This window comes from Mesorhizobium sp. M0159, assembly GCF_040322295.1.
Lineage (GTDB): Bacteria > Pseudomonadota > Alphaproteobacteria > Rhizobiales > Rhizobiaceae > Mesorhizobium.
Genome location: NZ_JAMYTF010000029.1, coordinates 64,036 through 85,183, shown reverse-complemented (window position 1 = coordinate 85,183; position 21,148 = coordinate 64,036). Strand labels below are relative to the sequence as shown.

Annotated in this window: 22 protein-coding genes and 2 pseudogenes; 17 read left to right on the top strand and 7 right to left on the bottom strand. The window is 62.6% G+C overall.

The window, feature by feature from the left end:
* The first annotated feature begins 200 nt into the window (after positions 1 to 200).
* The 10 genes and pseudogenes from NKJ32_RS24235 (at position 201) to NKJ32_RS24190 (ending at position 7,813) form a co-directional block, all read left to right on the top strand.
* Positions 201 to 1,121, top strand: coding sequence for a DMT family transporter (locus NKJ32_RS24235; RefSeq protein ID WP_352568646.1), 921 nt, complete (start codon positions 201 to 203; stop codon positions 1,119 to 1,121).
* Positions 1,122 to 1,195: 74 nt separating this feature from the next.
* A complete protein-coding gene (mobA, locus tag NKJ32_RS24230; RefSeq protein ID WP_352754748.1) occupies positions 1,196 to 1,825 on the top strand; it encodes a molybdenum cofactor guanylyltransferase MobA in 630 nt (209 codons plus the stop codon).
* Complete coding sequence (gene mobB / locus NKJ32_RS24225) at positions 1,822 to 2,331, top strand: molybdopterin-guanine dinucleotide biosynthesis protein B (protein ID WP_023675015.1); 510 nt, start codon at positions 1,822 to 1,824, stop codon at positions 2,329 to 2,331. The genes mobA and mobB overlap by 4 nt, the downstream gene beginning before the upstream one ends.
* A 213-nt stretch (positions 2,332 to 2,544) precedes the next feature.
* Positions 2,545 to 3,327: an ABC transporter substrate-binding protein gene (locus NKJ32_RS24220; protein WP_023717637.1), complete on the top strand. Its 783-nt coding sequence runs from the start codon at positions 2,545 to 2,547 to the stop codon at positions 3,325 to 3,327.
* A gap of 118 nt (positions 3,328 to 3,445) precedes the next feature.
* Entirely contained in the window at positions 3,446 to 4,159 is a 714-nt protein-coding gene (locus NKJ32_RS24215; protein WP_352568649.1) for an ABC transporter permease, read from the top strand.
* Complete coding sequence (locus NKJ32_RS24210) at positions 4,156 to 4,983, top strand: ABC transporter permease (RefSeq protein ID WP_023675012.1); 828 nt, start codon at positions 4,156 to 4,158, stop codon at positions 4,981 to 4,983. The genes NKJ32_RS24215 and NKJ32_RS24210 overlap by 4 nt, the downstream gene beginning before the upstream one ends.
* Positions 4,984 to 5,041: 58 nt before the next feature.
* A pseudogene (locus tag NKJ32_RS24205) lies at positions 5,042 to 5,917 on the top strand (NAD(P)-dependent oxidoreductase); the annotation flags it as partial.
* Positions 5,918 to 5,926: 9 nt separating this feature from the next.
* Entirely contained in the window at positions 5,927 to 6,631 is a 705-nt protein-coding gene (locus NKJ32_RS24200) for a DNA alkylation repair protein (RefSeq protein WP_254817259.1), read from the top strand.
* Positions 6,591 to 7,172 (top strand): GNAT family N-acetyltransferase, encoded by a 582-nt coding sequence (locus tag NKJ32_RS24195; RefSeq protein ID WP_352568650.1) that lies wholly within the window; start codon positions 6,591 to 6,593, stop codon positions 7,170 to 7,172. The genes NKJ32_RS24200 and NKJ32_RS24195 overlap by 41 nt, the downstream gene beginning before the upstream one ends.
* Before the next feature lie 68 nt (positions 7,173 to 7,240).
* Positions 7,241 to 7,813 (top strand): DUF3299 domain-containing protein, encoded by a 573-nt coding sequence (locus NKJ32_RS24190; RefSeq protein ID WP_352568651.1) that lies wholly within the window; start codon positions 7,241 to 7,243, stop codon positions 7,811 to 7,813.
* An 11-nt stretch (positions 7,814 to 7,824) separates the two neighbouring features.
* On the opposite strand, the gene NKJ32_RS24185 is transcribed toward NKJ32_RS24190, so the two are convergent.
* The 4 genes from NKJ32_RS24185 to NKJ32_RS24170 all read right to left on the bottom strand — a co-directional run bounded on the left by NKJ32_RS24185 (position 7,825) and on the right by NKJ32_RS24170 (position 10,425).
* Positions 7,825 to 8,316 carry an Lrp/AsnC family transcriptional regulator gene (locus NKJ32_RS24185; protein WP_023675006.1) on the bottom strand — a complete coding sequence of 164 codons (492 nt, stop codon included), beginning with the start codon at positions 8,314 to 8,316 and terminating at the stop codon, positions 7,825 to 7,827.
* A gap of 201 nt (positions 8,317 to 8,517) precedes the next feature.
* Positions 8,518 to 9,135 carry a uracil-DNA glycosylase family protein gene (locus tag NKJ32_RS24180; protein WP_502894617.1) on the bottom strand — a complete coding sequence of 206 codons (618 nt, stop codon included), beginning with the start codon at positions 9,133 to 9,135 and terminating at the stop codon, positions 8,518 to 8,520.
* A gap of 13 nt (positions 9,136 to 9,148) precedes the next feature.
* Positions 9,149 to 9,760, bottom strand: a complete 612-nt coding sequence (locus NKJ32_RS24175) for a glutathione S-transferase (RefSeq protein WP_352681211.1) — start codon at positions 9,758 to 9,760, stop codon at positions 9,149 to 9,151.
* A 41-nt stretch (positions 9,761 to 9,801) separates the two neighbouring features.
* Entirely contained in the window at positions 9,802 to 10,425 is a 624-nt protein-coding gene (locus NKJ32_RS24170; RefSeq protein ID WP_352698901.1) for a thermonuclease family protein, read from the bottom strand.
* A 75-nt stretch (positions 10,426 to 10,500) separates the two neighbouring features.
* On the opposite strand from NKJ32_RS24170, the gene NKJ32_RS24165 reads away from it, so the two are divergent.
* Positions 10,501 to 12,015 (top strand): sensor histidine kinase, encoded by a 1,515-nt coding sequence (locus NKJ32_RS24165; RefSeq protein ID WP_352698903.1) that lies wholly within the window; start codon positions 10,501 to 10,503, stop codon positions 12,013 to 12,015.
* A 4-nt stretch (positions 12,016 to 12,019) separates the two neighbouring features.
* Here the strand turns inward: NKJ32_RS24165 and NKJ32_RS24160 are convergent, their stop codons facing one another.
* On the bottom strand, positions 12,020 to 13,018 hold the full coding sequence (locus NKJ32_RS24160; RefSeq protein WP_023675001.1) for a nicotinate-nucleotide--dimethylbenzimidazole phosphoribosyltransferase: 999 nt from the start codon (positions 13,016 to 13,018) through the stop codon (positions 12,020 to 12,022).
* Between the two features lie 197 nt (positions 13,019 to 13,215).
* On the opposite strand from NKJ32_RS24160, the gene NKJ32_RS24155 reads away from it, so the two are divergent.
* Positions 13,216 to 13,449, top strand: coding sequence for a DUF1289 domain-containing protein (locus tag NKJ32_RS24155; protein ID WP_031193575.1), 234 nt, complete (start codon positions 13,216 to 13,218; stop codon positions 13,447 to 13,449).
* Between the two features lie 13 nt (positions 13,450 to 13,462).
* Positions 13,463 to 14,167 (top strand): TIGR02281 family clan AA aspartic protease, encoded by a 705-nt coding sequence (locus tag NKJ32_RS24150; RefSeq protein WP_352754751.1) that lies wholly within the window; start codon positions 13,463 to 13,465, stop codon positions 14,165 to 14,167.
* Positions 14,168 to 14,175: 8 nt separating this feature from the next.
* Here the strand turns inward: NKJ32_RS24150 and dusA are convergent, their stop codons facing one another.
* Entirely contained in the window at positions 14,176 to 15,168 is a 993-nt protein-coding gene (gene dusA / locus NKJ32_RS24145; RefSeq protein ID WP_352724792.1) for a tRNA dihydrouridine(20/20a) synthase DusA, read from the bottom strand.
* Between the two features lie 196 nt (positions 15,169 to 15,364).
* Complete coding sequence (locus tag NKJ32_RS24140) at positions 15,365 to 16,036, bottom strand: GntR family transcriptional regulator (protein ID WP_023674997.1); 672 nt, start codon at positions 16,034 to 16,036, stop codon at positions 15,365 to 15,367.
* 140 nt (positions 16,037 to 16,176) lie between these two features.
* Between NKJ32_RS24140 and NKJ32_RS24135 the strand changes: the two are divergent.
* The 4 genes and pseudogenes from NKJ32_RS24135 (at position 16,177) to NKJ32_RS24120 (ending at position 21,091) form a co-directional block, all read left to right on the top strand.
* Positions 16,177 to 16,763 (top strand): annotated as a pseudogene (locus tag NKJ32_RS24135) (amino acid synthesis family protein).
* On the top strand, positions 16,756 to 18,555 hold the full coding sequence (locus NKJ32_RS24130) for an alpha/beta fold hydrolase (protein WP_352568658.1): 1,800 nt from the start codon (positions 16,756 to 16,758) through the stop codon (positions 18,553 to 18,555). Before NKJ32_RS24135 ends, NKJ32_RS24130 begins: the two are co-directional and overlap by 8 nt.
* Positions 18,556 to 18,560: 5 nt before the next feature.
* Entirely contained in the window at positions 18,561 to 19,619 is a 1,059-nt protein-coding gene (locus tag NKJ32_RS24125) for an LLM class flavin-dependent oxidoreductase (RefSeq protein WP_023674994.1), read from the top strand.
* Complete coding sequence (locus NKJ32_RS24120) at positions 19,616 to 21,091, top strand: aldehyde dehydrogenase (RefSeq protein ID WP_352568659.1); 1,476 nt, start codon at positions 19,616 to 19,618, stop codon at positions 21,089 to 21,091. The genes NKJ32_RS24125 and NKJ32_RS24120 overlap by 4 nt, the downstream gene beginning before the upstream one ends.
* The last annotated feature ends 57 nt before the right edge of the window (positions 21,092 to 21,148 follow it).

Here is a 21,148-nt window from a genome sequence, read left to right as displayed (position 1 = left end):
ATGCATGAAAGGGCCTCCAAAGAGCGAGTTGCGATGGCCCACTCTGCCAGAGTGCGGGCCACGATCCACTCCCCATGGGATCTGCCGCTCTTGCGCGGCAGATGTCACGGGCCACAGAAAGGCTGTGGCCCAGCCCTTTGACGTTGCTGTCTTGTGGGTGCCTGCTAGACGCTTGCTGCAGGACTCACCCGGTAATCGCCTTGCCTCTTTCGCCAAACCTCCGCGGCGCGTTGTTCATGATGGTGGCCATGGCTGGTTTCACTCTCAACGACGCGATCACCAAATTCTCATCGGAATCGATGAACATGGCGCAGGTCATGCTGATCCGCGGCGCCTTCGCTTCGCTTTTCGTTGGCCTGCTTGCGTGGCAACGGGGCGCGCTTGCCCGGCCAGGTTCGATGCTGCAGCCGACCGTTGCGCTGCGCGTCGCCGGCGAGGCCGGCGCCACCGTGTCGTTCCTGGTTGCTCTGGCACATCTTCCGATCGCCAATGTCTCCGCCGTGCTGCAGGCGCTGCCGCTGGCGGTGACGATGGGCGCCGCGCTTGTGTTCAACGAGGGCGTCGGCTGGCGGCGCTGGCTGGCTATTGCCGTCGGTTTTGCCGGCGTGCTGATCATCGTGCGGCCCGGCTTCGAAGGGTTCAGCGTCTTTTCTCTGCTGGCGCTGGCCAGCGTCGCATGCTGCGCGGTGCGCGATCTCGCTACCAAGCGGATCCCGCAGGCAATTCCGACATTGCTGGTGTCGACCGCCACCGCACTTGCCATGACAGTTCTGGGCGCGGCACTGCTTTCGCCGATGGGCGGCTGGACACCGATGACAGGACAAAGCACGGCGTTCCTGGCGCTGGCGGCGGTGCTCGTGCTCATCGGCTATCACTTCATCATCACGGCGATGCGGGTGGGCGATATCTCCTTCATCGCGCCGTTTCGCTACACCGCCCTGCTCTGGTCGATCTTGCTTGGCTTCACGATCTTCGGCGATGTCCCCGATCTGCCGATGATCCTCGGTGCCACGATCATCATCGCGTCAGGCCTCTATGCGCTCTACCGCGAACGGATCGTCGGACGGCGAAAAACAGCCGCCGAAAGCACTGGACCGGACATGGCGCCGGACGGCATATAGAGTGACTGTCGACTAGAGTGACTGTCGACGACTGTCTGATTTGAAAACTGGATTTTGGGTCTAGGCAGCAAACGATGGGCCGACATATCGCAGGGATCATTCTGGCCGGCGGCAGGTCGAGCCGGATGGGCGGCGGCGACAAGACGCTGCTTGCGCTTGGCGACGGCACCCTGCTCGACCGTGTCGTTTCGCGCCTTGGCCCGCAGGTCGGACCGCTTGCGCTAAACGCCAACGGCGATCCGGCACGGTTTGCCGCAACGGGGCTTCCGGTGCTTGCCGACACTGTCAAAGGTTATGCCGGGCCGCTTGCCGGGATCCTGACCGGCCTCGAATGGGCTTCCGACACGACCTGCCAGGCGCTGGTCACGGCTGCCGGCGACACGCCTTTCCTGCCCAGGGATATGGTCGAGCGGCTGCTCGCGGCAGCCGACGAACGCCCCGGCTCGATTGCGGTCGCTTGTTCCGGCGGCAAACGGCATCCGACCTTTGCACTCTGGCCGCTAGGGTTAGATCAGGTCTTGCGACAATTTCTCGTCGAGGAAGACAACCGGCGCGTTGCGGCGTTCATCGACCGGCACGGTTTTGTCGAGGTGGAATTTCCCATCCTGAAATCCGGCGGGGCCGAGATCGATCCGTTCTTCAACATCAACACTCCCGACGACCTTGCCCAGGCAGTGCATCTGTTGCAGAGCATCGAGCCATGAAAAGACGTATTTTCGGCATCACCGGCTGGAAGAACTCCGGCAAGACGACATTGACCGAAAAGCTGGTAGCCGAACTCGTCCGGCGCGGCTGGAAAGTGTCGACGGTAAAACACGCCCATCATGATTTCGACATCGACAAACCCGGAGCGGACAGCTTTCGCCACCGGCAGGCGGGAGCGATGGAGGTCGCGGTCGTGTCGGGCAGGCGCTGGGCGCTGATGCACGAATTGCGCGGCGAGGACGAGCCGACGCTAGACGCGATCCTGTCACGGCTGGCACCGTGCGACATCGTGTTGGTCGAGGGTTACAAGCGCGAAGCGCACAAGAAAATCGAGACGAGACGGCTCGAGGCCAAGGACCGGACACCGCTCTCGGCAGGCGATCCACACATTGTCGCCATCGCCTCCGACTTCCCCATTGTCGGCGAAGACCTGCCGGCCTTCGATCTCGACGACACGAATTCGATAGCTGACTTCATCGAGCGCGCCACAAGCCTGTCGCGCTGAAAATGCGGCAGAAGACAGTTTCCGCCCACTTGCTTTCCAATTTAGGCGTCTGACCCAGCGTCATCGCTTTCTGAACATGACCTTCCCTCAAGCGACGGTTTTGCAGTTGCTTTTTCTTGGGAAAGAATGGGAATATCGCATCAGCGGGCGGTCAAAAGCACCGCCCACAGAGCCGTTCGGGAACGACGGCCGGGACCAACAGAGAGGACCATTATGCGTATTGCACTGCGTATCGCGCTTGCCGCTTCGGCTGCGCTGCTGACGCTTGGCGTTGCCCAGGCCCAGGAAAAGACCTTGAGGATCGGCACCGAGGGAGCCTATCCCCCATTCAACAATCTGACAGCCGACGGCCAGCTCGTAGGCTTCGATATCGACATTGCCAAGGCGCTCTGCGACGAGATGAAGGTGAAGTGCACCTTTGTCGCGCAGGACTGGGACGGCATCATTCCCGCCCTTCAGGCAGGCAAGTTCGACGCCATCGTCGCGTCGATGTCGATCACGCCGGAACGCGCCGAGAAGGTCGACTTCACCCACAAATATTACAATACGCCGCCGGCGATTGCCGCGCCCAAGGACACCGACATCAAGGGTGTCACCAAGGAAGATTTGGCCGGCAAGACGATCGGCGTGCAGGCGTCCACCACGCATTTCAACTATTCGACCAAGACTTATACCGACAGCACCGTCAAGCCGTACCCGACCGCACAGGAATACCAGCTCGATCTGGCCAATGGCCGGCTCGATGCCGCCAATGACGACATCGTCGTGCTGCAGCAATGGCTGGATTCGCCGGACGGCGCCTGCTGCAAGCTGGTCGGCACAATCAAGCCGGTCATCGAAATCCACGGTCCGGGCGCCGGCATTGCCGTGCGCAAGGGCGAGACCGATCTGGTCAACCAGTTCAATGCGGCGATCGACGCCATCCGAGCAAACGGAAAGTACAAGGAAATCAACGACAAATACTTCAAATATGATGTTTATGGCGGCGAGTCCTGATCGACCGACATACGAGGACTTGAACGGCGGGAGATTCCCGCCGTTCTTATAAGGATGCCGCGCACGAGGGGTGACGCGGCACGGGTCTCAAAGAGCCTCAAGGAGAACAGGCAGGCGGATGCAGAGCGCACTGACGCTTCTCAGTTGGGGACCCGAAGGCTGGCTCGACGACATCGCCGCGGGTGTGTTTGTCACGGTATGTCTTGCGCTGGCCACTCTGCCCTTCGGGCTGACGCTCGGCTTTTTCGTGGCGCTGGCCAAACAATCGGAAGAGCCGTCGCTGAGACTGGCCGGGAACATCTACACCACGATTTTTCGCGGAATACCCGAGCTGCTCACGCTGTTTCTGATCTTCTTCGGCGTCCCATTGATCCTGCAGTACATTGTCCGGCTGGTGAGCCCCGGAACGTCCGCCGACGTCAACAGCTTCGTCGCCGGCATGATCGCGCTGTGCTTCATTTTCTCCTCTTATTCCAGCGAGGTGTTTTTATCCGCCTTCCGCGCGATTCCAAAAGGGCAATATGAGGGAGGCTATTCGGTTGGCCTGTCCAGCGGCCAGACGATGCGGCTGATCGTGCTGCCGCAGTTGATCCGCATCGCGTTGCCCGGACTTGCCAATCTCTGGCTTATCCTGCTCAAGGACACCGCGCTCGTCTCGGCCGTCGGCCTCAACGAGATCCTCCGGCAGAGCGGGGTTGCCGCTCGCGTCACCAAGCACGCGTTCCTGTTTTACGGTTTCGCCGGCCTCATCTATCTCCTGCTGGCGATCGTCTCCTCCTTCGGCATCAACGCGATCGAACGAGCGGTCGGCGGCAGCGAGGTCAAGAGATGAGCCTTGCCACCGACACGCTGAAAGTCGACCGGCCGCCGCCGCCCGCACGCGGCTGGTCGCGCCAACGCATCCTCGGCCATGTCCTAGTCGGCCTGTGGATCGCTCTCGGCATTGGCATGGTCGTCTACCTGGTCGCTGCGTGGAACCCGGAGTTCTTCCAGAAATATGCACCCGGCTACATATCCGGCCTCGGCATCACCCTGTTGCTGGTTGCCATCTCGATTGTGCTTGGCGCGATCCTGTCCGTGCCGATCGCCTATGCACGCATGTCGAAGAACCCGATCCTTTCGGGGTTCGCCTATGCCTATGTCTATTTCTTTCGCGGCACGCCGCTGTTGGCGCAGACCTTCCTGGTCTACTATGGGGTCGGCTCCTTCCGGCCGGAGCTCGAGATGGTCGGACTGTGGGGCTTCTTCCGCGAAGCGTTCAACTGCGCGATCTTCGCCTTTTCGCTGAATACGGCCGCGTACCAGGCCGAGATTTTGCGTGGCGCGATCGAGAGCGTGCCAAGGGGCCAGTGGGAAGGTGCCGCCTCGCTCGGCCTGCACAAACTGCAGACGATGTGGAAGATCATCCTGCCGCAGGCGCTGATCGTCGCGTTGCGCCCGTATGGCAACGAGATCATCCTGATGATCAAGGGCTCGGCAATCGTCGCCATCATCACGGTCTACGATTTGATGGGCATCACCCGGCTCACCTATGCGCGCACCTTCGACTTCCAGTCGTATATCTGGGCGGCGATCATCTATCTGATCATCGTGGAAACATTGCGCCACGGCGTCGAGTGGATCGAACGGCGCATCACCATCCATCTGCACCGCTGACTCCCATCGCCTTGCCTGATCCGGTAAGAAGACCGCAAAGCAGGCTTCTAAGGGATTCGAAAACATGGCTTCGGTGGCATTTCTTGGTCTTGGCGTCATGGGCTATTCGATGGCCGGACATCTCAAGAACAAGGGCGGTCACGACGTCACCGTCTACAACCGCACCAGGGCCAAGGCCGAGCAGTGGGTTGCCCAGCATGGCGGCAGCTTCGCCGCGACACCAGCAGAGGCGGCCGCGGGCAAGGACTTCGTCTTTTCCTGCGTCGGCAATGACGACGATCTGCGCTCGGTGACGACCGGTGCCGGAGGCGCCTTCAATTCCATGAAGAAAGGCGCCATTTTCATCGACAACACCACGGCATCGGCGGAGGTCGCGCGCGAACTGGCGCAGCAGTCGCAAGCGCTCGGGTTTGCGTTCCTCGACGCCCCGGTCTCCGGCGGTCAGGCAGGCGCCGAGAAAGGCATGCTGACCGTGATGGTCGGCGGCGAGCCCGACGCCTTCGACAGGGCCAGGCCAGTCATAGATGCTTATGCCCGCATGGTCGGATTGATGGGATCGGCCGGGGCTGGCCAACTCACCAAGATGATCAACCAGATCTGCATCGCCGGCCTCGTTCAGGGCCTGGCGGAGGGCATCCATTTCGGCAAGAAGGCTGGGCTCGACATCGAAAAGGTAATCGAGGTTATCTCCAAGGGCGCCGCCGGTTCCTGGCAGATGGAGAACCGCCACAAGACGATGAATGCCGGCAAATATGATTTCGGCTTCGCCGTCGACTGGATGCGCAAGGATCTTGGCATCTGCCTCGCCGAGGCCGACCGCAACGGCGCCAAACTGCCGGTGACGGCACTTGTCGACCAGTTCTACAAGGACGTGCAGGCGATGGGCGGCAAGCGCTGGGACACGTCCTCGCTGCTGGCGCGGCTGGAGAAATAGGATTTCACTGTGGCCGAGCTTTCGCCTCAATCCAGCGCCGATGAAATCGTCGCTCATCTGCGCTCGATCGCCTCAGAGGAAAATCGACTTGGCATGCTGCGCTACGGTATCAAGATCGAACGTGCGCTCGGTATCTCGCATGGCGTGCAGCGGCAGATTGCCAAGAAAATCAAGCGCAACCATGAGCGTGCCTTCGAGCTTTGGCAGACAGGCATCATGGAGGCGCAGTTCATCGCTTCCGTGACAGCCGATCCGGAGCGGTTCTCCGCCGCGGATGCAAGACGATGGGCGGCGACTTTCGACTCGTGGGATATCGTCGACGGGGTCTCCGATCTCTTTGTCGATACGGATTGCTGGAAGGAATTGATCGCCGAATTCGCGGTCGACGAACGGGAATTCGTTCGACGCACGGCTTTTGCGATGATGGCCTGGTCGGTGGTCCACCGGAAGAAGGAACCCGAGACGACCTTCCTCGAATTCCTGCCGATCATCGAAGCGCATGCGACCGACGGCCGCAATTTTGTGAAGAAGGCCGTGAACTGGGCGCTTCGTTCGATCGGCAAGCGATCGATGAATTTGCACGGCCCTGCCCTTGCCGTGGCGCTAAAACTGGCGGCCTCGACAGACAGGACCGCACGCTGGATCGGCAAGGACGCCGTGAAGGAACTTTCCGATGCCAAGACGCTCGAGCGGCTCGCCGCCAGAAAAGCTTGACCTGAGCGAAGTGCGCTTCACGGAGGTGACGCAATCGACGCGCGCCGATTTCGAAAACCTGTTCGAGCAACCCGGCGGGCCGAAATACTGCTGGTGTATGGCTTGGCGCAATCTCGACCGCCGCGAGCATGTCGAGAACGACGAGAAGAAACGCGCGATGATGACGCTGATCGACGCCGGCACGCCGGTCGGCATTGTCGCCCAGATCGATGGCCGGACCGTCGGCTGGTGCTCGATTGCGCCGCGCGAGACCTACCGCAAGCTGTCACGGCAGCAGGACGATAGCGAGATGGGCATCTGGTCGATCGTCTGCTTCTATGTACCGAAAGCGCTGCGCGGCGGCGGGCTGGCAAGCGCATTGCTCGACGCGGCCATCGATCACGCCTTTGCCAAAGGCGCCAGGACGATCGAAGCCTATCCCGTCGACCAGGCTTCGCCGAGCTACAGCTTCATGGGTTTTCGCGACATGTTCGTCGCCCGCGGCTTTCGCGAGATCGGCATGACCGGCTCGCGCCGGCATGTGATGCGGCTTGAGCGTTGACCTGTGGGGCAGCGGCAGCTTTACTTGCTGGCATAGGCCGCAGATCAAGGCTCAACAATGGAGCAGCAATGAGCAACCGTCTCAAATCAGGAGCGATCCTGGCGGCCGCGGTGTTCGTGTCCATTGTGGCAGACAGTGCTTGCGCCGGGACGATGCATATTTTCTGGAAGGATCTGCGCCCGGCGACCCAGGCAGCCGCCGAAAGCGTCGGACTGCCGATGATCGCGGCCAAAATGCCCGATCATGGCGAGACGCTGTCTCTCAATCTGCAGGACAAGATCGTGCAGCTCGCGGGCTATGCGCTGCCAGTCGATCGCGACGGCGATCTCGTCTACCAGTTCCTGCTGGTGCCGTGGACGGGAGCCTGCAGCCACATGCCGACGCCGCCGCCCAACCAGATCGTCCTCGTCACGCCTGCACACCCTTACAGGATGTCCGAGGCCTACCAGCCGGTTTCGGTGACCGGCGCCTTGCAACCGGGTATGGAGAAGAGCCAGCTTTTCATTCTTGACGGCGTCAGCGTCATCCAGTCGGGTTACACCGTGCACAAGGCCGAGGTGGTCAACGTCGATACGGTGCCGGACACGATCACGCTGCCGGTCAACTCGCCATGGACTTTCCTGAACAAAAAGAAGAACTAAACAGACGAATCTCAGGCGGCGTTGGCGCCGGATTCCTTGTCGAGCATCATGTAATCCAGCGGCATCTCGGTCGTGTATTTGATCTGCTCCATGGCGAAGGAAGACGACACGTCGCGGATCTCGATCTTGGCGATCAGCCGCTTGTAGAAGGCGTCGTAGGCGGCGATATCGGGCACCACGACGCGCAAGAGATAGTCGACGTCGCCGCTCATGCGATAGAATTCGACCACTTCCGGGAATTCCTGGATGACCTCCGAAAAGCGCCGCAGCCATTCATGGCTGTGCGAATTGGTGCGGATCGAGACGAACACCGTGACCCGCACATTGACCTTTTCATGATCGAGGATGGCGACGCGCCGCTTGATGACGCCCTCTTCCTCGAGCTTCTGGATGCGCCGCCAGCACGGCGTCGTCGACAGGCCGACCTTCTTGGCGACGTCGGCGACTGCAAGCGTCGCATCCTCCTGCAGGAGGCGGAGAATTTTTCTATCAAGGCGGTCCATTGGGTGCTCCCCTGATGCAAGTCGTCCAAGTGCGCAGCGGCCTTGGCACAACGACATGCATAAAAACAAGAATTTAACGCGCGTCCCCTCATGCGCGACGCGCTTCGAGGAATGGATTACCATAATCCCTCTTGCTCGAGCCTATTACAAGAAAGAAATTCTGCCGCATAGTGCGAAAGCGAGTGATTTCTTGCTGAATGCCTAGCCGAGGCGATAGCGGATTTCCGATCTCAGGAAGGGCAGCAAATCCATTTCAAACCATGGATTGCGCTTCAGCCAACCGGTGTTGCGCCAGGACGGGTGCGGCAGCGGCAGGACTTTCGGGTCGATTGCCGCCGCCCAGATGGCACGCCAATCCATGACCGTTTCCGTCAGCGAGGGACGGCGCGCCGCGCCCATATGCCAGCTTTGCGCGTAGATGCCGATCGTCAGCACCATATCGACTTGCGGCATCAGCGCCATCAGCGATGTGCGCCAGGCCGGCGCACATTCGCGGCGCGGCGGCAGGTCGGCGCCCTTGGCGTCCTGGCCGGGAAAGCAAAAGCCCATCGGCACGATGGCGAATTTGTCCGTGTCGTAAAATTCCTCGCTGCCGACGCCCAGCCAGCTTCGCAGCCGGTCGCCGGAGGCGTCGGTGAACGGCATCCCTGTAATGTGAACCTTGGTACCCGGCGCCTGGCTGGCGATCAGGATACGCGCACTCGACGATGGCCTGAGCACCGGACGCGGCTGGTGCGGCAACGGCCTGCCGGCCGGGTTATCGACGCAGATGCGGCAAGCGCGTACTCGCGCCGTCAAGGCTTCCAACTCTTCGCTCATTCGGAATTCATTGTCAGGCGGCGGCACTCGGCCGGCTGGAGATTTCTCGATACCAGCGCAGCACGTTGGTGCACTCTTCAGGTACCTTGATGCGAGCCGGCTTCATGAAGTCGATGGCGACCAGCCCGGTGATGTCGGCGATCGAATAGGCATCGCCGGCGACGAATTCCCTGCCGGTGAGCTCAGTGTCCAGAAACCTCAGGAATTCGATCGCCTTCGGCTTGTTGGCCTCGCCCCATTCGGGGATTTGCGGGATCTCCCATTCCCTCATTGCGGGGTGGATATGCCGGAACGCCGCGGCGACGCAGCCGAACAGATTGAACTCCACACGTCTTTGCCACATCTCGACGATTGCCTTGCCGAGCGCCCCATCCCCGAACAAAGCCGGCTTGGGGTGCAGTTCCTCGAAGTAACGACAGATTGCGACGGATTCGGTGATGATGGTGCCGTCATCGAGCTCGAGCACCGGCAGACGCTTCAGCGGATTGCGCGAGCTGACCGGCTGCTCTTTGTGCTCCAGCGCGCCCATGTCGACGGGCACCAGCGGAACCTGAAGTCCCTTTTCGGCCAGAAAAATCCGAACCCGGCGTGGATTGGGCGCGCGCCCGCCGTCGAACAGCTTCATCTCTATCCTCCTCGTCCGTCCCGACGAACTATAGGCACAACTCACCAGAAGCGAATAATTTCACGCAAGGCATCGCCGATCGACGCCAAGGTGCCGTGCTTTCTTTCGACCAGCTCGTGGCCGTGGCTCTCGCGCCAGTTCTTCGGCTCGTCGAAAGTTCCGCCCCAGATGCCGGCTTTGCCCGCGCGCGCAGCAGCTTCCTCGGTCTCGAAATCGCCAAAGGCGACCGCCCAGCCGGCCTCGACCTGCGCGCGGTTGAGATCCTTGCCGCCGGCCTTGCAGTCGCCGAGCAGCCTGCCGTAGCGGTCGCGCTGCCAGCCGCTGCAGGAGACGGCTTTGCCGCCGATCAACCGCACCAGGGACTGCCGCGCGAGCTTGCCGCAAGGATAGTCGGCACCGTCCTTGCGACAGATCTGCGAATATTCCGGCGCGTCGATGCCACGCATGCGGACACGCTCGCTGCCGAGGGTGATGCTATCGCCGTCATTGACGGTGGCCGCGCCCTCCGTCTTGCGCGTCTCGATCCGGTCGAGGCGCGCCGCCAGGAGGATCGCCAGGCCGAGCACGATGAGTGTCAGCCCATAGTCCATTACTCGGCGCCACAGGCTTCGCGGACGTGGCGCATAGTATCGCTGGCGCGGCCATCGCGACCACGAACGGCTCATATGGCAAACCGTTGGTTAATCATTCGAACGTAGCTTAACGATTTGAAATTGCTGCCCGCGTAAATTGAAGACTTCATGCCCCTGCAACGCTCGACCACGGCGGACAAGTTTATTGTGGACCGCAGGAAACGCCATCGCAACAGCGATGTCGCGCGCGCGGTGCGCAAGACGCGCGACCGTCTTTCGCAGCAAGCCGGAAATCCCGACTTCGACCGCGAGCTGTTGAAGCTCCACGCGCTTTCGATGACCGGCGGCGTGATCGTCATTCCGCTGCTCGTTCTGGCAACGGCCGCGGCAGGCCTGTTCGCGGGCATCGGCAAGGAGATCGGCGTCTGGGCGCTGTTCACATTCATCTGCTATACCATCGTTGCATTCATGGCCAGACGCGTCACTCAAGCGTCCGAACTCAACCCGCTGGAAACGCATAGGGATTTCCTGATCGGCCATTTTCTGTGCGGGCTTGGCTGGGCTTGGTTCGCATGGCTCGGCTGCGAAACTTGCCAAATGGATCAGTTCCAGGTCGCCAAGGCGGTGGTGCTGCTGCTCGCCATGTCGGCAACCGCGATCCTGGCCTCGTCCCTGCGCGGTGCGCTGTTGGCGACCTTCGCCCTCCCGGTCGCCATCTATGCTTATGCCAGTGCGAAATTATGGATGCCGGTCGAAGTGATCATGGCAGGCTTGCTGATCGCCTCGTTGCCTTTCTTCGCCTATGTAGCGCGCCAGCTCAACCGTTCCTCGCTGATGCTGCTGTCGTTCCGCTCCGAAAAGGATGCGCTGATCGCCGAACTGGAGACGGCGAAATCGATGTCGGACGAGGCACGGCGGCGGGCGGAAGACGCCAATCTGGCGAAATCGCGTTTCCTGGCCTCGATGAGCCACGAACTGCGCACGCCGCTCAACGCCATTCTCGGCTTTTCCGAAGTGATGGCCAACGAGGTGCTCGGCCCGATGAGCAACCCGACCTATCGCGACTATGCCCGTGACGTGCACGACTCCGGACAGCATCTGCTCGACCTGATCAACGAAATTCTCGATTTGTCGCGCATCGAAGCGGGCCGCTACCAGCTCAACGAGGAGCCGATGATGCTGCTCTCCGTCGTCGAGGATTGCTGCCACATGATGGAGCTGAAGGCGCGCAACAAGGACATCCGCATCGTCCAGGATTTCGAAAACGCCTTGCCGCGCTTGTTCGCCGACGAACGCGCGGTGCGGCAGATTGCGCTCAACCTGTTGTCCAATGCCATCAAGTTCACCGCCACCGGCGGCGAAATCCGCGTGCGCGTCGGCTGGACGGCGGGCGGCGGGCAATATCTCTCCGTCAAGGACAATGGGCCGGGCATACCGGAAGACGAGATTCCGATCGTGCTTTCGGCCTTCGGCCAGGGCTCGATCGCCATCAAGAGCGCCGAACAGGGCACCGGGCTTGGCCTGCCGATCGTGCAAGGCCTGCTGGCCATGCATGGCGGCGAATTCCAGCTCCATTCCAGGCTGCGCGAAGGCACCGAGGCGATCGCCATCTTCCCGCTGAGCCGGGTGATGGAGGAACTGCCGGCGCTGCCGACCAAGGCGGTTGCCTCGCGCCGGCGCTGAATGCTTAACCGCGGACCGCGGCTGCCATGCCGGAGCTGGTCAGCGCGGCCGCCTTGACCAAGCCGGCGGCAAGCGCCGCCCCTACCCCCTCGCCTTGACTGACGCCCAGATCGAGCAGCGGGCGAAGGCCGAGGCGCTCGGCGGCCTTGGCATGACCAGACTCTGGCGACAGGCTTGCGAGGAGACAATGATCGAGCGCGGCGGGGTTGGCGGTATGTAGGACACCAGCGGCCGCAGTCACCGCAAACCCATCGAGCAGCACCGGGATCTTCTGCATCCGCGCCGCCAGAATGGCGCCGCAGATCGCGGCGAATTCCCGCCCGCCGACCCGGCGCAGCGCTTCCAGCGGGTCCTTGAGGCTCGCGCCGTGAAACGCGACCGCGGCATCGACCACCTCCGCCTTGCGCCTCTGCATCGCCGCGTCCGCCCCTGATCCAGGGCCGACCCAGTCGGCGCTGGTGCCGCCGAACAGTGCCGTGCAAAGGGCCGCGGCGACAGTCGAATTGCCGACGCCGAGGTCGCCAAGGCAAAGCAGGTCGGTACCGCCGGCAATCGCTTCCATGCCGAAGGCCATGGTAGCGGCACAACCGCGCTCGTCCAGTGCCGCATCCTCCGTAATGTCGGCTGTCGGAATGTGCAGGGCCAGATCGAACACCTTCAAGCCGAGATCGTTGGCGATGCAGATCTGGTTGATTGCTGCACCGCCGGCGGCGCAGAGCTCGACTGCATTTGCCGTGGCGGCGGCGGGGCGCGGCGAAATGCCGTGGCGGGTGACGCCATGATTGCCGGCAAAGATCGCCACCAATGGCCGCGTCACCGCCGGCGGCGCGCGGCCGCTCCACCCGGCAAGCCAGGCGGCGATGTCCTCGATGCGGCCAAGCGAGCCTTTGGGCTTGTCTGCCTTGGCAAACAACTGACGCACGCGGGCCTTGGCCGCCATATCTCCCGGCGGCAGGCTCACCAGGAGGTCGCGAAAATCGTCGAAAGGCAGCGCGCTGGTCATGTCGATGGCGATCGTCCGTGTGAATTGGTGAGCGGCATAGCCGCCTTGGCCAGCCGGCACAACCTCAAGCCGGCACAACCTCCAGGCCCGGTACAACTTGGCGGTATTGACGCGAAAGCATTCGTTGGCGGCGCTTCCCGGAGGGCTTGCATTGACTTTGTCGTTGCACCATGTGGAGGCTAGCCAAGGAAATCCTTATGACGGCCATTGAATCCCCGTGCATCCTGGTCTGCTCGATCGATATGAAAACCGGCTTCTGTTTCGGTTGCGGGCGCACGCGCGAGGAAATCGCCGCCTGGATCGACATGACCCCGCAAACCCGCCGCAGCGTCATGGCCGAGCTGCCGGCAAGGCTGGAAACGGTCGAGCGACGCCCCCGCCGGGAAACCCGTCGCAGCCGCATGGCACGCGAACGCGACGCCCTCTCGTGAACCGGCCGCAGAGATGAACCGACTGTTGTGGATTCTGATCGTCGCGATCGGGGTGGGTGTGCTCCTGCTCATGCTCAACGATTCCGCCGGCAGTACGTTCGGCATTGAGAATTACGATTTCAGCCAGCTGATCTGGCTTGGCGCTTTAGCGGCGCTCGTCGGCGCCGGCCTGCTCAGATCGGGCAGGCCGTTAGGCACCATGGCCCGCAGCCTCGGCGCCTGGGGTGCCATCGTGCTGGCGCTGATCGCCGGCTATCAGTACCGCTATGAGTTGCAGGATTTCGCCAGCCGCGTCACCGCCGGCCTTGTTCCCGGCAGTCCGCTGGCGCTGGGCGTGGAAGAAGGCCATGCCACCGTCACCCTGGACAAGGCCGGCAGCGGCCATTTCGAAGCGCGCGTCACGATCAACGGCACGCCGATCCTGACGGTTGTCGATACCGGCGCGACCAGCACCGTGCTGACCGCCGAGGACGCTCTGGCGGTCGGGTTCAATTCGGCGGCTCTCCGCTTCACCATACCGATCTCTACCGCCAACGGCATGACACGCGCGGCGGCGGTGCGAACCGACGAACTGTCGATCGGCGGCATCGTGCGCAAGGACATGCCCATCATGATCGCCGCACCAGGCACGCTCGGCCAGAGCCTTCTCGGCATGAATTTCATCGGCTCGCTATCGGGCTTCGACGTCCGTGGCGATCGCATGATTTTGCGGGATTAAGTTTTTCCTCAGGCCGCCTCCGCGGTCCGGCCGAAATCGACCTCTGCGAAGGCTGACTTCAGCACCTCCGGTCCGGCACCCGGCCGTGTCGCATCGGTGGAGAGGATCTGCCGGTAGCGGCGTGCACCGGGCAGGCCGTGAAACAGCCCGACCATGTGCCGGGTGACATGCCCGAGGCGTCCGCCCTGCTCGATATGGCGTGACGCGTAATCCGCCATGGCATCGATCAGTGCGGCAAAATCGAACGACTCAGCAGTGCTGCCGTAAAACGCGGCATCGATGCCGGTCAGTATCCCTGGCGTGTGATAGGCGGCGCGGCCGAGCATGGCGCCATCGACATGGTCGAGATGCGTCAGCGCCTCTGCGCGAGATTGAATGCCACCGTTGATGCCGATGAATTTGTTTTGTTTTCTGGCTTTCAGCCGATAGACGCGGTCATAGTCGAGCGGTGGGATGTCACGATTTTCCTTTGGGCTCAGTCCTTCCAGCCAGGCCTTGCGGGCGTGCACCCACAGCGCGTCGGCGCCGGCCGCGAAAACAGCATCGGCCAACGCATCGAGTGCCGGTTCCGGATCCTGCTCATCGACGCCGATGCGGCACTTGACGGTAACCGGTATTTTCACCGCCGCCTTCATTGCCGCGACGCAATCCGCGACGAGCACGGGCGTCTTCATCAGGCAGGCGCCGAAGGTGCCCGACTGGACGCGGTCGGACGGGCAGCCGACATTGAGGTTGATTTCATCATAGCCGAAGGTTTCGCCGATGCGCGCCGCCTCGGCCAGCTTTCCCGGATCGGCGCCGCCGAGTTGCAGCGCCACCGGATGTTCGCTGTCGACGAAGCCGAGCAGCCGCTCGCGTGCGCCGTGGATGACCGCATCGGCCACCACCATCTCGGTGTAGAGCAGCGCCTCGCGCGTCAGCTGGCGATGGAAGAACCGGCAGTGCCGGTCCGTCCAGTCCATCATCGGCGCCACGGCAACTTTGTGGCGTAACATATTCATTTTACTATTTTTTCTGTCTCAGTCCGTCCGATACTCCGTTCGAATGACAGAGCAATTTGGCAAGAGATGCACACCTAACTGACCCGATATACGATTTTGCCGCCGCAACTGAAAGCAAATTGGCATGTCACACATGTCACTGTACGCACCAGTTAGATGCCTGCCGTGGAACGATGGACCGCCGGCGGCATACCAGTCAGCCAAGGCGAAGCGTGTTGCGGGCGATCTGCCACGCGGATTCGACATGCCGCCGCGCCGCCTCCTCCGCCTCGTCCGGCTTGCGCGACCGGATTGCATCCATGATTTCGGTCATTTCGGCGATCGCCGGCTCGCGGCGGTTCTCCGACGCGATCGTCATTGAGCGGAGCTGGTTGATGCGGACATTCAGCCCCGTCACGATTTCCCAGGCAATGCGCTTGTCCGCCGCCTCGAACAGCGTTTCGTAGAACTTGGTCGTTGCCCGCATCACCTCGACAGGCGCACCGGACGCCCACGCCTCAAGCAGGTTCGTCAAGGCGGCATCGAGCGAGGCGATCTGCGCGTCCGTGGCTGTCAGGGCGCAAGCCCGCGCCGCGATGCCCTCGAGCAGCGCCCGCAATTCATAGATTTCGTCGGTGCGGCCGAGATCCGGTTTGGCCACGGCGGGTCCGTGGCCCGGTATCATCTGCACCAGGCCTTCCGCCTCCAGCTGCCGCAGCACCTCGCGCACGACGGAACGGCTTACCCCGAGCTGATCGCATAGCGGCCGCTCGACCAGCCTTTCACCAGGCTGGAAATGGAAGCCCATGATCGCCTCACGCATGCGCTCCAGCGCCAGCGTCCTCAGCGTCTTGGCAGAGCGGTCGATCCGCAGCGTATCGCCTGACATTTTCTCTCCCTACCCCGATCCGGCCACAAAACAGATTCCATAGCCGATTGACAAGGCTTCTGGTGCTCCATAGTATGGTATACCATAAGATGATGTAAAGATTTCGGCGTTGCACAGCGCCGTGGCGACCGAGGACTTTCATGAAACCAGCCATTCGAAAGATCGTCACGTACATCGAGAACACGTTAATCGAGGGCGGCAAGGAAGCCCCAAAACCGCTGCGTCTGATCGGTGTCGCGGCTGTGCTGACAAATCCCTGGGCCGGCCGCGGTTTCACCGACGACCTGTCGCCGGAGATCCGCGCTATTGCTCCCGTCCTCGGTGAACTGCTGACCCGCGAGATTATCGCCGTCGCCGGTTCCGGCGAGGCGATAGAGGGTTATGGCAAGGCCGCGGTCTGCGGCACGGCGGGCGAGATCGAGCATGCATCGGCGCTGATCCATACGCTGCATTCGGCAACCATTACCGTCGCGCCGTCGGCGCCAAGACCTATCTCGCCTTCACCAATCTGCGCGGAGGGCCGAACACCCCGATCATGATCCCGCTGATGGACAAGAACGACGAAGGCCGCCGCTCCCACTATCTGACCGTACATTTCCAAATCGGCGACGCGCCAGCGCCCGATGAGCTGGTAGTGGCGCTTGGCGCTTCGATTGGTGGCCGCCCGCACCATCGTATCGGCGACCGCTATCAGGACCTCAAGGAGGTCGGAGACCTGCATGGCTGACGTCGCTGCCACCGCATGGGTCCGGGACACGGCTCCGGACGGCACCGGCTTCATCCGCGCCGGCTCCGGCGCGCCGGTTCTGCTCATTCACGGTGTCGGCATGAACGCCGCGATCTGGCACGATCAGATCGCGGCGATGAAAGACCATCATGACCTGATCGCCATCGACATGCTCGGCCACGGCGTTTCACCGCTGCCGCCGGAAGAAGCCAGCCTGTCGGATTTCGCCGATCAGGCGGTTCGCCTGCTCGACCATCTTGGCGTGGCGTCGGTGTCGATCGTCGGCCATTCGATGGGCGCGCTGGTCGCACTGGAAATCGCCCTTCGCGCCCCTTTGCGCGTTCGCGCCATCGTGTGCCTCAACGCGGTGTTCCGCCGCCCCGCGGCCTTGACGCAGGCCGTGCGCGAGCGGGCGGCCGCGCTTGGCCCTCGTGGCAACCCTTCCGCCATTGCGGCTACGCTTGCCCGCTGGTTCGGCGACCCGCTGCCGGCGAACCTTATCGGGGCGGCCACCACAGCGCGCGCCGCCCTTGAAAGGGTCGAACCCGAAGGCTACGCGCGCACCTATCGCCTCTTTGCCCGTGCCGATGCCGAGCATGCCGATGCTCTCCCCGGTCTTGCCGCACCAGCCCTGTTCATGACCGGGTCGCAAGACAGCAATTCGACCCCGGCCATGTCGGCGGCGATGGCGAGGCTTGCGCCGCACGGTCAATGCCTCGTGCTCAATGGAGAAAGGCACATGATGGCAATGGCTTCACCTGAAAAAGTGACCAAACACATCATGGAATTTCTCGACACGGAAGGAGACGCTGGCGTGAAGCCGGAGACGGATGCAGTCTTTGACAGCGGCGAATTCCGGCGCGCACTCGGCTCGTTCCTGACCGGCGTCACCATCGTCACCACGATCAGCGCGGAAGGCGAACCGCGCGGCTTCACCGCCAACTCCTTCACCTCGGTCTCGCTCGAGCCGCCGCTGGTGCTTGTCTGCATCGCCAAGAGGGCGCTGGGGCACAGTGCTTTTTCGACGTCGAGAGGTTTCGCCATCAACATCCTGTCAGAGGACCAGAAGGCCCATTCCGGCATCTTCGCTTCCAAAGCAGCGGACAAGTTCGCGGCCGTGAGCTGGCAACCGGGCCGCACTGGCAATCCGCTGATCGACGGCTGCGTTGCGGTGTTCGATTGCGGCATGGAGCAGCTGGTCGATGCTGGCGATCACTCGATCCTCATCGGCCGCGTCCGCGACTTCAGCCACAACGGAGCCCAGCCCCTCGGTTATTGCAGAGGCACCTACGTCACGCCTGGCCTCAGCCAGGAGGCGCTGGCGGCGGCGCCCCCCGATACGGAGGTCGGCGCCATTCTCGAGAACGAGGGCCGTGTGCTGTTCTTCGCAACGGCCGACGGGATTTATGAATTGCCTGCGGGGCGCGGACTGGGCACGCCCAACGATGCGCGCAGCCTCAAGGGGCGCCTTGCCGCCAGGGCCATAGACGCCCAGCTCGGCTTCCTGTTCGCGGTGTGGGACGATGCCGCCGAACCCTGGCGCACGCATGTTTATTATCGCGGAACGGTCGAGGGATCCTATTCCGACGATCGCCAGATGCGGCTTGTCGACATCGAGAAGATCGCGGATCTGAAGATCGCCGATCCCGCAGTGCGTTCGATGCTTGCCCGCTATGCGCGCGAACGTACGGAAGATGCATTCGGCGTCTATGTCGGCAACGAGGTCGAAGGTGAAGTCCGGCCGCTCGCCAAGCCCTCGCCTTCTCAAATTCCTCTTTCCGGCCGCGGGTGAAACCGATGAAGTTTTCGCTTTTCGTGCACATGGAGCGATCGGATCTGGCAAAGCCGCATTCCGAGCTTGTCGGCGAGCTGGAGGAGCTGGTTCTGCAGGCGGAAGAGGCAGGATTCGAGACTGCCTGGATCGGCGAGCATCACGGGATGGAATTCACCATCTCGCCGAACCCGTTCATCAACATCGCCTGGCTCGCCGCCAAAACCAGGCGCATCCGGCTCGGAACAGGAACCATCGTCGCGCCGTTCTGGCACCCGATCAAGCTTGCCGGCGAAGCAGCGATGGCCGACGTCGTCACCGGCGGCCGTCTCGACATCGGCATTGCGCGCGGCGCCTACGCTTACGAATACCAGCGACTTTTCCCGGGCCTCGAGGCCTGGGGTGCCGGCCAGCGTATGCGCGAGATGGTGCCGGCGATCCGCGGCCTTTGGGATGGTGATTTCGAACTCGCCGGCGAGTTCTGGTCGTTTCCGTCGACCACCTCGTCGCCCAAGCCGCTGCAAAAGCCTTATCCGCCGATCTGGGTGGCCGCACGCGATCCGAACTCGCACGACTTTGCGGTTTCCAGCAAATGCAACGTCCAGGTGACGCCGCTTGCCTCCGGCGATGGCGAAGTGGCCAGCCTGATGGAGCGTTTCAACGCAGCGTGTAATGCCCACCCCGACGTACCAAGGCCGGAGATCATGCTGCTGATGCATACTTTCGTCGCCGAGGATGCCGCGGAGGCTGACCGGCTCGCGCAGGATCTGTCGCAGTTCTACTGCCAGTTCGGCGCCTGGTTCCAGAACAAGAAGCCGGTGCACCAGGGCATAATGGAAGCGCTGACCGAAGACGAGATCGCGGCCATGCCGCAATATGCGCCTGACAAGATCAAGCAGAACCTGGTCATTGGCGAAGCCGACGAGGTGATCGCCAGGCTGAAAGCCTACGAAGCGCTCGGCTACGATCAGTATTCGATCTGGATCGACAGCGGCCTTTCCCATCGGCGCAAGAAGAAATCGCTGCAGCTCTTCATCGACAGGGTGATGCCGGCCTTTTCCGAGCCGAAAGCTGGGTTGCGATGAGCACCACTCAATTCAGGAACTATATTGACGGCAGCTTCGTCGAAGTGGCGGCGACCTTCGACAGCATCGATCCCTCGACGGGCGCGCCATGGGCGAAGATGCCCGCTGCATCGTCTGATGACGTCGACCGCGCCGTCGAAGCTGCTCACCGGGCGCTTGGCTCAGGCACGTGGCCGGCAATGACGGCAACGGCACGCGGCAAGCTTCTGGTGCGGCTCAGCGATCTGGTGGTCGCCAATGCCGACCGGCTGGCGGAACTCGAGACGCGCGATACCGGCAAGATCATCCGCGAGACCCGCGCCCAGATCGCCTATGTCGGCGACTATTACCGCTATTATGGCGGGCTGGCCGACAAGCACGAGGGCTCGTTTGTCCCCATCGACAAGGCCGACATGGAAGTGACCATCCGGCCGGAGCCAATTGGCGTCGTCGCCGCCATTGTGCCGTGGAACTCGCAGCTCTTCCTGTCCGCCGTCAAGCTCGGGCCGGCGCTGGCGGCCGGCTGCACCATCGTTCTGAAAGCATCGGAAGACGGCCCTGCCCCGTTGCTGGCCTTCGCCGAACTCGTCCATGAGGCGGGATTTCCCGCCGGGACCGTGAACATCCTGACCGGCTTCGGCCACGATTGCGGTCACCGGCTGACCAGTCATCCGCTCGTCGCCCGCGTCGCCTTCACCGGCGGTCCCTCGACCGCTCGGCAGATCGTCAGGAATACGGCGGAAAACCTCGCCTTCACGACGCTCGAGCTCGGCGGCAAAAGCCCGGTCGTGGTGTTTGCCGATGCCGATCTGGACAGCGCCGCCAACGCGGTCGTTGCCGGCATCTTCGCTGCCACCGGCCAGAGCTGCGTCGCCGGCTCGCGGCTGCTGGTCCAGCGCTCCGTGAAGGACGAATTCCTCGCCCGGCTCAAGCGCAAAGCCGAGGCGATCAGGATTGGCGATCCGCAGGATCCCGCGATCGAAATGGGACCGCTCGCCACCTCGCGCCAGCGCGAATGGATAGAGAAGATCATTGCTGAAAGCCTGGCCGCGGGCGGGCAACTGGTCACCGGCGGCATCCGCCCCGCGGGCATGGCGGACGGCTTCTATTACGCGCCGACGATTATCGACGCGCCTGATCAGACCCTTGCCTGCGTGCGCGAAGAGCTCTTCGGCCCGGTGCTCTGTGTGCTAGCCTTCGACAGCGAAGCTGAAGCGCTTTCGCTCGCCAACAACACGAAGTTCGGCCTGGCGTCCGGCGTGTTCACCACCAATCTGGCAAAAGCCCACCGCATGGCGCGCGGCATCCATGCCGGCGTGGTCTGGATCAACACCTATCGGGCGGTCTCGCCGCTGGTTCCGTTTGGCGGCTACGGCCAATCCGGGCTCGGCCGCGAGGGCGGCCTCGATGCGATCCGCGACTACACGCGTTCGAAATCGGTGTGGATACGCACCTCCGACGACCCGATTCCCGATCCTTTTGTCATGCGGTAGCCGCCGCTGGCCGGAGATGCGCGATCAAGGCGAAAACGACCGATCGCGAACAGACAA

Bases quoted from the DNA above. Each gene is read 5' to 3' on its own strand.
- NKJ32_RS24195 (WP_352568650.1), top strand. From the start codon at position 6,591: ATGCCAAGACGCTCGAGCGGCTCGCCGCCAGAAAAGCTTGACCTGAGC.
- NKJ32_RS24155 (WP_031193575.1), top strand. From the start codon at position 13,216: ATGACGGCCATTGAATCCCCGTGCATCCTGGTCTGCTCGATCGATATG.
- NKJ32_RS24160 (WP_023675001.1), bottom strand. From the start codon at position 13,018: ATGACCAGCGCGCTGCCTTTCGACGATTTTCGCGACCTCCTGGTGAGC.
- dusA (WP_352724792.1), bottom strand. From the start codon at position 15,168: ATGAATATGTTACGCCACAAAGTTGCCGTGGCGCCGATGATGGACTGG.
- NKJ32_RS24215 (WP_352568649.1), top strand. From the start codon at position 3,446: ATGCAGAGCGCACTGACGCTTCTCAGTTGGGGACCCGAAGGCTGGCTC.
- NKJ32_RS24185 (WP_023675006.1), bottom strand. From the start codon at position 8,316: ATGGACCGCCTTGATAGAAAAATTCTCCGCCTCCTGCAGGAGGATGCG.
- NKJ32_RS24130 (WP_352568658.1), top strand. From the start codon at position 16,756: ATGGCTGACGTCGCTGCCACCGCATGGGTCCGGGACACGGCTCCGGAC.
- NKJ32_RS24170 (WP_352698901.1), bottom strand. From the start codon at position 10,425: ATGAGCCGTTCGTGGTCGCGATGGCCGCGCCAGCGATACTATGCGCCA.
- NKJ32_RS24220 (WP_023717637.1), top strand. From the start codon at position 2,545: ATGCGTATTGCACTGCGTATCGCGCTTGCCGCTTCGGCTGCGCTGCTG.
- mobB (WP_023675015.1), top strand. From the start codon at position 1,822: ATGAAAAGACGTATTTTCGGCATCACCGGCTGGAAGAACTCCGGCAAG.
- NKJ32_RS24140 (WP_023674997.1), bottom strand. From the start codon at position 16,036: ATGTCAGGCGATACGCTGCGGATCGACCGCTCTGCCAAGACGCTGAGG.
- NKJ32_RS24180 (WP_502894617.1), bottom strand. From the start codon at position 9,135: ATGAGCGAAGAGTTGGAAGCCTTGACGGCGCGAGTACGCGCTTGCCGC.
- NKJ32_RS24210 (WP_023675012.1), top strand. From the start codon at position 4,156: ATGAGCCTTGCCACCGACACGCTGAAAGTCGACCGGCCGCCGCCGCCC.
- mobA (WP_352754748.1), top strand. From the start codon at position 1,196: ATGGGCCGACATATCGCAGGGATCATTCTGGCCGGCGGCAGGTCGAGC.
- NKJ32_RS24190 (WP_352568651.1), top strand. From the start codon at position 7,241: ATGAGCAACCGTCTCAAATCAGGAGCGATCCTGGCGGCCGCGGTGTTC.
- NKJ32_RS24165 (WP_352698903.1), top strand. From the start codon at position 10,501: ATGCCCCTGCAACGCTCGACCACGGCGGACAAGTTTATTGTGGACCGC.
- NKJ32_RS24150 (WP_352754751.1), top strand. From the start codon at position 13,463: ATGAACCGACTGTTGTGGATTCTGATCGTCGCGATCGGGGTGGGTGTG.
- NKJ32_RS24120 (WP_352568659.1), top strand. From the start codon at position 19,616: ATGAGCACCACTCAATTCAGGAACTATATTGACGGCAGCTTCGTCGAA.
- NKJ32_RS24125 (WP_023674994.1), top strand. From the start codon at position 18,561: ATGAAGTTTTCGCTTTTCGTGCACATGGAGCGATCGGATCTGGCAAAG.
- NKJ32_RS24175 (WP_352681211.1), bottom strand. From the start codon at position 9,760: ATGAAGCTGTTCGACGGCGGGCGCGCGCCCAATCCACGCCGGGTTCGG.